Genomic DNA, 9,992 nt, shown 5'->3' on the forward strand with positions numbered 1-9,992 from the left:
AGAATGGCACGCTGTCAAAAGCCAGCTCGCGATCATGTTCGAAGACCGCTTCCCAATGACGTAAAAAAGGCGTCAGGGCACAAAATTCCGCACAGTCTCAGACCACGCCGGACGGCTGACAACAAAACCCACGCTCGCTTAGCAGGCGCCAAACGACTACACCCGAGAATTGGACCTAGAGTTGACTGACCGGCGGGTCATCGAGCACTTCGCCGGCGAGAGTACGCAGGCTGACCCCACACTTTCAGGTCACTCTAGCGGGAGCGCCGCGGCTGATTTGCTTAAAACGACATCGAGACGGTCGAGATCCTCCTCAGTTACGCCCAATCGGAACGCGCTCTTGTGCGGCCCGGTGTTCCATTCCTTCAAGTCGGCCAACTCTAAGCCACTTAGCGATCCAGGCGGCACCAGTGCAGTACAGAAGAACGCTTTCTTCTGAGGCTGCCATTTCAAGGTCATCAAAACGCGCTCAGTGCGCTCGTCATCGATCCGCAGATCAGGCACCTTCGTCGCCTTTAAAAGGTAATCCCGATGCCTGCCGTAAGTGGCGACGATCCGGCTTACCATCCTGACCGCCGTGGTTGGCGCCAAAGTCATACTGGCAAGGAAAACCTCAAAATTTCGGATCCGGTGATCCTCAGCCAATTGCCGCAAACGCGCTAGCGATGACGACAGCACACCAGCATCTTCGGCCGGATCCACGCTCCGGCGGCGATACAATGCGGCTGGTCTGGTTTTCACCTTCTGGCTCGCACCGGTCCTGACAACGAACCGTTCTATGTACTTTCGAAAGTTGCTCTTGTCGACTGGCTCACCCTTGAGCGCCTGAACAACGCTCTGTGCCTGAGACAGGGTGAACTCATCGGGCAAGAAGGCAAACAGCAGATCCGGACCGTCATCGTCCTTGCGTGCAAACCCTATACTTTCTGCGAGGTGCCGCCGCGCATCCTCGATGATCTGTTTGTGGTCGAAGGCGAGCTCAAGCTCTTCCAAGGCTTCGAATGGAAACCACTTCGCCTCACTGACGTCAGTGTTTGCAATAGGCGCCAGCTCCGACTGCTCGCCTTTCAGAACGGCGAGGTGCGCAATAGAAATGACACGCTCGGGGCGGGGATCCCGCTTCTTGGCACTGTAGACGTCCACCAGCTCTACATGTGGCTCCTCAAAAATCGAGAACTGGAGATCCAATCCAGCCTCTTCGGAGAGTTCACGCAAGACGCACGATTTGATATCATCGTCCTCATCCGGTCGAAAAAATCCTCCTGGTAAAGCCCAAGCTCCTGGGTAAGCATCCGCGTCTTCGTTTCTTTGTACAAGTGCCACTTGCAACCCGCCCGTCCGGGCGACGTGGAACACCGCGATATCGGTCGCCACCGATGTCATGGGGAAGGTGTAGGTGAAGCCCGGGCCTGAGCGTGTCATGGTATACTCCAGTGTTGTCGATGTCTCGCCCGCGCGCGCTATCGCGACCGCAGGCTTGCTGGACTGCATAGACCCTATCTAAGCATAACAACAAGGATAAAAGTGTATCCTTGACAACGAAGCGGCTTCAGGGTACTACTCGCCCTGCACTGGTCGCATGGGCCGCACTCCGCTTCTGCTTCTCTGTGCTGCACTTTGCTGTTTTGCGAAACTAGGCCACCAGTCTTCTGGCGGCCTTTTTTTGCCGCCTCCACTTTCTCAAGGGCCAGCCATGCGCCGCTCAATAAAAACATGATTGACGTGCACTAATGGTTAGTGTATCCATACTACTAGAAACAAGGAGAGTTCATGCTTAACGTCGATGCTGTTATCAATTCGATCCCCGACATGACCGAACAAAAGCGTGCCACGTGGTCCGAAAACGCTGCGCGTGTCATCGCCCGCGGCGCCAAGTCTAACCGCGACTACGCCAATGCCGTTCGCATCTACGAGGCGATCGCGGCGTTCGAAGCCACCCGCCCGGCTTCAACGCAACTGGTCGCCGCCAGCGGCCTCGAGTGGGACCGCACCACCCAGGGCCGCACAACCTTCCGCGGCTTTGACGGGAGCCGCCTTGTGGCACGCGTCACGCGGGTCAAGCCGCGCAAGTTTGTCGCTTGTGTAAACGGGACAGACCTGCCCGACACCTACCCAACACTGTCCGCCGCGCGCATCGCTGCGGCGGAGGCGCATGCCGAGCGCCATGGCGCGTCAGCATCGCTCGGCCGCGCTGCCTAAGTTTTTCTCTCTTCCCACCGCCCTATGTCCACAAAAGCGTGAGGTTCGCGATGCAAGCTGCTCTGTCCCGTCGTATTAACCGACTGATCGCCACCGCAGAAACGGTCGACCCCGCAGTTCTGAAGTCTGAACTGCTCGAGCTGGCCAAGCACTGCCAAGTCACGCCTGGAAACCACTTTCTGCTCAGAACCGTTTGCAAGCGCATGACAAACGCCGTCGTGACTGCCTTTGGCCCTTTAAGTCTATTGCTGGTGATGGCCGAGCCCCGCCGACGCCAGATTTATTTTGCTGTCCTGGCGCGCCTTCAGGCAGACGGCGCCCTCAACGAGCCAGGCTTCGATGAGGCTGCAAGGGCAGATCTGCTCACCCGTCTCGTCGTTTTGCGCAACCGTGACCTTGTTGCTTATGCCTACGGAAACTGTCCACCAGCGTTCATGCGCCTGATTGCTGGGTTCGGAGAATGTGCACGCAATCCTGAGCGCTACCTGTCCTTGTTTCGTTTGCTTGATATGAATCCGGAACTGGCGCAACCGCTGCGCAATGCCTGCCAAGGCGAGCCAATGACAGATGATCTGATAGAGCTCATGCAGGTCCTGCCACCAACACGGCTGGGAGTGCAGGTTGCCACTCAGTTCGTTGCAGAGGGTCAATACCGCGACTTTATGCGGCCCTATCAGGCTATCATGAACACAGAGCAGTTGGCTGAAGAGCACATGCAGCGGATCGCGGCCGGCGAGTCGCCTGAGAACCTTCTAGAACGTCTGTATCTTGACCTGCCATTCCCGGCCCCCGTTATCAGTGCGCCTAACATTGTCCACATCGACAACGGGCAGGCGCTTGTACGTACAGCAAAAGAGTTTGCCAACTGCCTGGCGAATTATGTGGCTGAAGCGCTGAACAATGAGCGCCAGTTTTATATTTGGCGGCCGGATGACGCGCCCGCTGTTGTCTTTGCGATCGATAGCGAGCAGCCCTTTGGCTGGCACTTGAGTGAAAGTCGCCGAGCAAACAATGATCGAGTGTCCCGGCGAGAGCGCAATGATTTAAAGGAGGTTCTGGCAAAGTGCGGAATTCGTACCTGCGCGTCTGTCGAGACTTCGATGCGAAACTACCGTAGCGATGTCAACGAATTTCTGTTCGATATCGACGATATCCACGATCTGGGCGAAGCCGCCTGATCCAAGGTTTGGAACATAACACACAAGATCAACCCGCAGGTTGCCCAATATCACGCAAGTCGGAGGGGATTAAAATTAAATGCTCGTTGCCACTATCGTGCGCCTGACGCCAAATCAGTTCCACATCGAGCTCCCCGCTCGCACTGCAACCGTAACATACACCTCCGTCATTGCTGCCCGCCTGGCCGCCCCGCGAGCTGTTTTTTCCGAATCTCGGCCTGCGTGAACACGCCTCAACCGTAAAACATCAGGGTAAGGTCATGACCCTATGTCCAGTTATGTCACCCCGTACTGCTATGTTCCAAAATCCAAATGTTAAGGAGCACAAATGCCAAACACGCCCAAGCAATTGGTCAGCCCCGCGTCAGAGCAGACGCATATGCAACAAGCCATTCAAGCACTGCACATGGCACAGATTACAGATGACTATCAAAAAGTCGTCTCGAAATTAGCAGGGGAACTTTATGATGACGTTTGCTTGGTTTTCCCCGGTCACTTGCAAATGCTTTACCTGCTGACACATGTGCGTCGTCGCCAAGTATGGAATGCAATCATTGCCGCCGACGAAACACAAGAAATTTTGGGGCATGATAAAAAGGGGATTGTTGCACTGCGCCATGCCCTGCTGAAGCAAAAGTCAACGCAGTTGCTGCAAGATGCCTATGGTGAAGTGCCTAACAGCTTTGAAGCGCTGCTCGGGCGGCTGGGAAATGTTGCACAGCACTACGATATTTACCGCGATCTCTTTGAGCTCGCACGTAACGGTGAACCAAAACTGCGCAAGCAGCTGCTGCACGAAAAGAGGTTGAAAGCAGAGTTAGTGAAACGGCTAACAGAACTGCCTGCGCACTTGCAGAGCGTAAAGTTTGCAAAAGGGTTTGAATCCGAAACACAGATGAAGCGGTTTGTAGATTTTTTGGGTGCTTGGGAAGATGTGGACATGCCCGAAAAAGCCGATCTGGACGAGAGGCTTTACAAAGCCATACACCATGGAGGCGGGGTGACCGAAGCTATACGCCAGATTTACATTCGGCTACCGTTTCCGGAGCAAACAGTTCCGAACTGCAAAAAGGTAAAGTTTTTAGAAAATGGCCGTGCGCTTGAGGATGCTGCAAAGCGGTACGACAACTGCTTGGCAACGCTGGTGCCGCAGGCGGTGCGCGGGGAAACACAGTTCTACGAGTGGAAGGGCCGTGCACATGCGATAGTAGCGATAAAAAAGAAACGGGGGTATTGGGAGATTGATGAAATAAAGTTGCGGAACAATCGAGAGCCCGCCCCTGAGTTTTCTGAAACGATACAGCAGCACTTCAAAAAGTATGGTGTGGGGAAGCACATACACTTCTGTCAACTGATTGAGCAATATCTTTCAGCCTCGGTGTTTGAACTTGACGAGTTGGGTTTCCACGAAGCTGATAACGAAATTGACTTTGGATACCTGCTCAATGCGGCATAACGTTATGCTCCTCACCATCGTGGCTCTGTCCGTACCACGATGGTGAGCTCACCGGTGTCAGATCAGAGATGATCGCCTGTACCAAGCCCTGAAGACGTTCAACCGAACGTTTGCGCCAGCTCAAGCGATGTCCGGAGAGAGGAAATGCTTGACCGCATGGCCTTGTCCGGCGAACCTTCCATCATGCCGCCGGCCACTCGGGTAATGTCGAAGTAGACAAATGGGATACAATGCAGAATGGTGAAAAAAGAGTTTGAAGTTGACGATATTTTATATGTCGTCAAGTTTGATAAAAATACTTTTAGTCTATACGTGGACGGCTTAAAGTCTAGAAAACAGACGTCGAAAATTGTTTATGACGAATTTGATAGCTTTGATAGCGATGATGGTCCTGTAAAACAAGTGTTTTACAGAAGCAATCTCGTAAAAGCAAAAAATCCCATGAAAGTTTATGTTAATGCCGTCAAATTCGTGGAAAGTATTGTAGGCAAGCGCAAACCTTACTACTTTACATATACTGCAAACGAAAAGAAAAAGGTGCATTTATACAATTCTGTTGCAGAAAAGATCGCTAATAAGTATGGGTATAATTTAGTAATTGAGGGAAAGAAATTCAAATTCTTCAGGAAAACAATTTAAATTTAATAAATTGTGACACGTTACGACGGATGCCCGAAGGTTGTTCTGTCAGCCATCGGCCTCTCTGCATTTGTCATTTACTGGGTGTGAATGTGAATAAGTCCAGGCCCCGGGGCCCTCATTGACTAGAAAAGATTCAATTTCTGTGTCTGTCCCGCATTCCCCAAGTAGTCCGCTGATTTCGCTGTCCTGAGCTTTGTATTTCCTATATAAATCATGGTGTTGATAGCTGTGAGGGGCGTGTTTCATGGATCACCCAGAGGGTGCGGGATTGCAGCGGGCAGATCGTAACTGCCCGGTTTGAACCGCCTGCCTCTGATCGCACCTATTGGTTAAGTGACGTCGTTATTGACGTCGTTAACGACGTCGTCTGAGGCGGAGGTGATGGTGCGGGGCGGTGTGGTACTTGGCTTGGAGCGGCGTCGACGTTGGCCGGACGACCTCAAGTTGGAGATCCTCGGAGAGGTTGGCGTTAACGGCTGGACGGTCGCTGACGTTGCGCGGCGGCACGACATTACCCGCCAGCATATCTATCAATGGCGGCGGGCGCTGAAGCGGAAGGGTAATCCCCCCATTTTTAATGGGGTCCAGCCGTAGAATTCACGCAGCTGCTCTCAGTTTCATGGCGGGGGTCATGCCGCCGATGCCCATGTTGGGGCGCTCGTTGTTGTAAGTCCAGAGCCATTTGGTTGCTGGGTCCTGTGCCTCCTCGATGGTTTCAAAGATGTATTGCCCCAGCCATTCGCCGCGAACCGTGCGGTTGTAGCGCTCGATGTACGCGTTCTGTTGCGGCTTGCCCGGCTGGATGTATTCCAAGCAGATGTTGCGCTTTTCAGCCCACGCCATAAGCGTGCCACTGACGTATTCTGGGCCGTTGTCCACACGAATAGTTTGAGGCTGGCCGCGCCATTCGATGATCTGGTTAAGGCTGCGCACGACGCGTTCAGCAGGCAGCGAAAAGTCGACCTCAATCGCCAAGCCTTCGCGATTGAAATCATCCAAAATGTTCAACGTCCTGATCGACCGTCCATCTACAAGCTGATCTGCCATGAAATCCATCGACCAGGTCTCATTGGGCCTCTCAGGCACGGCCAGTGGTTCTGGCTTGTCCCGTTTTAGGCGTTTCTTGGGCTTGATGCGCAGGTTCAGCTCCAGTTCACAGTAAATCCGGTAGACCCGTTTATGGTTCCAGCCATAGCCCTGAACGTTGCGCAGATACAGAAAACACAGCCCGAAGCCCCAGTTACGCTTGTTGGTCGTCAAACGTTCCAGCCAATCGGCAATTTCTTCGTTCTCGTCGCTCAGTGCAGGGCTGTAACGATAGCAGGTCTCGCTGATCTGGAATGCACGGCAGGCCAGCGCAATGCTGACCCCGGTTTGTGCGACCGCATTTACGGCCATCTCTCGTCGCTGAGACGGCCTTAACGCTTTTTCCAAGCGCCTCCTTCAGCAGGTCGTTTTGCATACTCATCTCAGCATACATGCGCTTCAGCCGACGGTTCTCTTCGGCCATGTCCTTCATCTCAGACATCAATGACGCGTCCATCCCACCAAACTTGGCCCGCCATTTGTAAAAGCTGGCGCTGCTCATTCCGTGTTCGCGGCAAAGCTCAGAGACCGGCACTCCACCCTCCGCTTGCTTCAGGATCGCCATGATCTGTGCGTCGCTGTATCGTCCATTCTTCATCGTAAATCTCCTCAGATATCTTGCCGAGAAAATTCTACTTTTGAACACCACTAATTTTAGGGGGGATTACCGAAGGGCCTTTGGCCGACCGAAGCACCGGCGAGGTTCGTCGAGGTGCCGACCACCGATGCACTGCCTGCGACGTGTCCTCCCGCGGCAGAGGATGATGCGGTCTCCTCCCAGGTCAGGATCGTCCTGCGCTCCGGTCGTGAGCTGCATTGCGGCGCCGACCTCGACGACGCGACGCTGCGGCGCCTGGTCCATGTCCTGGAGGTGGCATGATCGGGCCTGGCACGGGTGTTCGCGTCTACCTGGCCTGCGGGGTCACCGACATGCGCAAGGGCATCGCGGGGCTCTCGACCATCGCGCAGGACGTTCTGCGGCAGAAGCCCGCCAGCGGGGCGGTCTTCGTGTTCCGCGGCCGGCGCGGCGACCGGATCAAGGTGCTCTACTGGGACGGCCAGGGCTTTTGTCTCTATTACAAGGTGCTCGAGCGGGGGCGCTTTCCGTGGCCCTCGGCGAAGGATGGCGCCGCGCGGCTGACCTCGGCACAGCTTGCGATGCTCTGGGAAGGGATCGACTGGCGGCGGCCTGACTGGGGGGCGCCGCCGGCCCGGGTGGGGTGATTTATCTACCTGAACGGCCTTGTTTTTATGGCGCTTGAAGCTCTCCTGTGGTATGTATGGGTATGTCGCAAGCGCCCGCCGATATGCCCGATGACCCTGCCGCTCTGAAGGCGATGATCGCTGTCCTGCAGGCGGAAAACGCGAAGATGTCGGCGACGCTGCGCGCCCATGATCTGCTGGTGCAGTCCCTGCGGACCCGCATTGCCAAGCTCCAGAAGCAAAAGTTCGGTGCCAGTTCGGAAAAGATCGAGCGCGAGATCGAACAGCTCGAACTGGCGCTCGAAGACCTGATGGTGGCCAAGGCGGAGGCCGACGACGCGCCGCTCGACGAGGACGAGACCCCGGAGCAAGACCCGCCGGCCGAGGAGGGGGAAACCCCACCGGAGAAGAAACCGCGCCGTCGCCCGAAGGTGTCAAGGGACACGCCGCGTGAGCGCCGTGAGCTGGATCCCGGCGAGGCCTGTCCCGACTGCGGTGGCGATCTGCGCGTGGTCGGCGAGGACGTCAGCGAGCTGCTCGACATGATCGCCGCGCAGATCAAGGTCATCGAGATCGCCCGGGTGAAGAAGTCCTGTCGCCGCTGCGAGGCCATGGTGCAGGAGCCCGCCCCGAGCCGGCCGATCCCGCGCAGCATGGCCGGCCCCAGCCTGCTGGCCTACATCCTCGTCTCCAAGTTCGACGATCACGGTGTGTCCTGAGTGCCAACATGGAAAGGAGGTACGTAACTGCAAGAGAGATGAGGGGAGGCCCCTCGGGTTCGGCGATCAGGAGCCGATCCCAAACCACCACAAGCTGCTGTCGTAAAGAGCGATGGTGGTGAGCGTTGTGGAAACGGCGGGGCGAGACCCCGTCAGGTGCGATCCAGAGAGACGAGCGAAAGCGAACCGTCGATGAACTGCCGAAAGCGTATGGTTGATGTCAGAACCGGGGGTAGTGGTCACCCCGGGATGAGTATGGGCGGTGTCCTGAAGTCCGGCCCATGCGGCATCCGGCTCGAAGGCGGCGTGAATCTGGGTCAGGCTCTTTTGTGGAACAGGAGAACCTGTCGTCCCGATGCCAAGGGAGAAGACCAATCGGGAAGCCCCCGAAAGGTCCAGAGTACCGATGCGGGACACAGGGGCAGAACAGTTCGTAGTAGGGACGAAGGCGCTGTAATGGCGCTGGACCGAAGGGGCTGTGGTGTTCAGCCGCTGCCGCTGGCCAACTGGTAACAGGATGAGCCGGATGACAGGGGCAAAGCCGTTTACGATTGAGAAGAGAGATGTCTGGGAAGCGTTCCAGCATGTGGACGCCAACCAAGGTGCATCTGGTGTTGACGGACAGACGCTCGAAAGCTTCGGGGAACGGCTCGGGCCGAACCTCTACAAGCTTTGGAACCGGATGTCCTCAGGCAGTTATATGCCATCGCCGGTACGCCGGGTGATGATTCCGAAAGCAGATGGGGGCCAACGGCCGTTGGGTATTCCGACAGTCACGGACCGCATCGCGCAGGAGGTCGTCCGGCTTCATCTGGAGCCACTCGTGGAACCAATCTTCCACAGGGACTCCTATGGGTATCGGCCCGGACGCTCCGCCATTGATGCCATCCGGACGGCGCGTCAGCGATGCTGGCGCCACGACTGGGTGTTGGACATGGACATCAAAGGGTTCTTTGACACCATCGATCATGGACTACTGCTCAAGGCGGTCCGCCATCATACGGATTGTCGCTGGGTGCTGCTTTATATCGAGCGGTGGCTGAAGGCACCGGTGATGATGGAGGATGGCAGCCTTGTCTCGCAGGACTGTGGAACGCCACAGGGTGGGGTTATCTCGCCGTTGCTGGCAAACCTGTTTCTGCACTATGCTTTCGACAAATGGATGGATCGAGAGAACCGCCATGTGCCGTTTGAGCGCTATGCGGATGACATCATCTGCCATTGTCGGACGGAAGGGGAGGCTCGCAGGCTCTGGCGGCAGGTCGAAGACCGGCTTGCGAACTGTGGCTTGACGCTTCATCCGCAGAAGACGAAAATCGTTTACTGCAAGGATACCAACCGGAAAGGGTCTTTCCCGACGGTTGCCTTCGACTTTCTCGGCTACAGGTTCCAGCCCCGGCTGGCGATCTGGTGTAATCGCCGGACGTAATCTCCCCAAAACTGCCGTTTGAATTTTCCCCAGTCGTGAGCGTCAGGGGCAATTCCGAACTCCAATTATTCGGAATTGTC

At 55.9% G+C, this 9,992-nt stretch carries 10 protein-coding genes and 1 pseudogene; 9 read left to right on the forward strand and 2 right to left on the reverse strand.

Annotation, left to right across the window (positions count from 1 at the left end; all coding sequences use genetic code 11):
• Positions 1 to 249 precede the first annotated feature (249 nt).
• Positions 250 to 1,422, reverse strand: a complete 1,173-nt coding sequence (locus ACH107_RS26415) for an NUDIX hydrolase (protein WP_412508619.1) — start codon at positions 1,420 to 1,422, stop codon at positions 250 to 252.
• 348 nt (positions 1,423 to 1,770) lie between these two features.
• Here ACH107_RS26415 and ACH107_RS26420 point away from each other — a divergent pair, with 348 nt between their 5' ends.
• The 5 genes from ACH107_RS26420 to ACH107_RS26440 all read left to right on the forward strand — a co-directional run bounded on the left by ACH107_RS26420 (position 1,771) and on the right by ACH107_RS26440 (position 6,069).
• Positions 1,771 to 2,199 carry a hypothetical protein gene (locus ACH107_RS26420; RefSeq protein ID WP_412508620.1) on the forward strand — a complete coding sequence of 143 codons (429 nt, stop codon included), beginning with the start codon at positions 1,771 to 1,773 and terminating at the stop codon, positions 2,197 to 2,199.
• A 50-nt stretch (positions 2,200 to 2,249) separates the two neighbouring features.
• On the forward strand, positions 2,250 to 3,377 hold the full coding sequence (locus tag ACH107_RS26425; RefSeq protein WP_412508622.1) for a hypothetical protein: 1,128 nt from the start codon (positions 2,250 to 2,252) through the stop codon (positions 3,375 to 3,377).
• 328 nt (positions 3,378 to 3,705) lie between these two features.
• A complete protein-coding gene (locus ACH107_RS26430; protein WP_412508624.1) occupies positions 3,706 to 4,833 on the forward strand; it encodes a hypothetical protein in 1,128 nt (375 codons plus the stop codon).
• Between the two features lie 237 nt (positions 4,834 to 5,070).
• Positions 5,071 to 5,472: a hypothetical protein gene (locus tag ACH107_RS26435; RefSeq protein WP_412508625.1), complete on the forward strand. Its 402-nt coding sequence runs from the start codon at positions 5,071 to 5,073 to the stop codon at positions 5,470 to 5,472.
• A gap of 384 nt (positions 5,473 to 5,856) precedes the next feature.
• Positions 5,857 to 6,069: a transposase gene (locus ACH107_RS26440; protein ID WP_412508626.1), complete on the forward strand. Its 213-nt coding sequence runs from the start codon at positions 5,857 to 5,859 to the stop codon at positions 6,067 to 6,069.
• Positions 6,070 to 6,072: 3 nt separating this feature from the next.
• Here the strand turns inward: ACH107_RS26440 and ACH107_RS26445 are convergent.
• A protein-coding gene (locus ACH107_RS26445; protein WP_412508628.1) for an IS3 family transposase occupies positions 6,073 to 7,159 on the reverse strand; the annotation gives its coding sequence in 2 pieces (ribosomal slippage) (positions 6,073 to 6,904 and positions 6,903 to 7,159; 1,089 coding nt in all).
• Between the two features lie 114 nt (positions 7,160 to 7,273).
• Here ACH107_RS26445 and ACH107_RS26450 point away from each other — a divergent pair.
• From ACH107_RS26450 to ltrA, 4 genes and pseudogenes are all read left to right on the forward strand, one after another.
• On the forward strand, positions 7,274 to 7,441 hold the full coding sequence (locus ACH107_RS26450) for a hypothetical protein (protein ID WP_412508629.1): 168 nt from the start codon (positions 7,274 to 7,276) through the stop codon (positions 7,439 to 7,441).
• Positions 7,438 to 7,785 carry an IS66 family insertion sequence element accessory protein TnpB gene (gene tnpB / locus ACH107_RS26455; protein WP_412508630.1) on the forward strand — a complete coding sequence of 116 codons (348 nt, stop codon included), beginning with the start codon at positions 7,438 to 7,440 and terminating at the stop codon, positions 7,783 to 7,785. The genes ACH107_RS26450 and tnpB overlap by 4 nt, the downstream gene beginning before the upstream one ends.
• Before the next feature lie 62 nt (positions 7,786 to 7,847).
• Positions 7,848 to 8,471 (forward strand): annotated as a pseudogene (locus tag ACH107_RS26460) (IS66 family transposase zinc-finger binding domain-containing protein); the annotation flags it as partial.
• Positions 8,472 to 9,009: 538 nt separating this feature from the next.
• The gene (gene ltrA / locus ACH107_RS26465) at positions 9,010 to 9,912 is read left to right on the forward strand and encodes a group II intron reverse transcriptase/maturase (RefSeq protein ID WP_412508631.1); all 903 of its coding nucleotides are present in this window, start codon (positions 9,010 to 9,012) and stop codon (positions 9,910 to 9,912) included.
• Positions 9,913 to 9,992: the final 80 nt, after the last annotated feature.

It is taken from the genome of Roseovarius halophilus (ex Wu et al. 2025), assembly GCF_047086965.1.

Excerpts from the sequence above, each read along its gene's own strand:
- ACH107_RS26435 (WP_412508625.1), top strand. The coding sequence starts at position 5,071 with ATGGTGAAAAAAGAGTTTGAAGTTGACGATATTTTATATGTCGTCAAG.
- ltrA (WP_412508631.1), top strand. The coding sequence starts at position 9,010 with ATGACAGGGGCAAAGCCGTTTACGATTGAGAAGAGAGATGTCTGGGAA.
- ACH107_RS26415 (WP_412508619.1), bottom strand. The coding sequence starts at position 1,422 with ATGACACGCTCAGGCCCGGGCTTCACCTACACCTTCCCCATGACATCG.
- ACH107_RS26420 (WP_412508620.1), top strand. The coding sequence starts at position 1,771 with ATGCTTAACGTCGATGCTGTTATCAATTCGATCCCCGACATGACCGAA.
- ACH107_RS26425 (WP_412508622.1), top strand. The coding sequence starts at position 2,250 with ATGCAAGCTGCTCTGTCCCGTCGTATTAACCGACTGATCGCCACCGCA.
- tnpB (WP_412508630.1), top strand. The coding sequence starts at position 7,438 with ATGATCGGGCCTGGCACGGGTGTTCGCGTCTACCTGGCCTGCGGGGTC.
- ACH107_RS26440 (WP_412508626.1), top strand. The coding sequence starts at position 5,857 with ATGGTGCGGGGCGGTGTGGTACTTGGCTTGGAGCGGCGTCGACGTTGG.
- ACH107_RS26430 (WP_412508624.1), top strand. The coding sequence starts at position 3,706 with ATGCCAAACACGCCCAAGCAATTGGTCAGCCCCGCGTCAGAGCAGACG.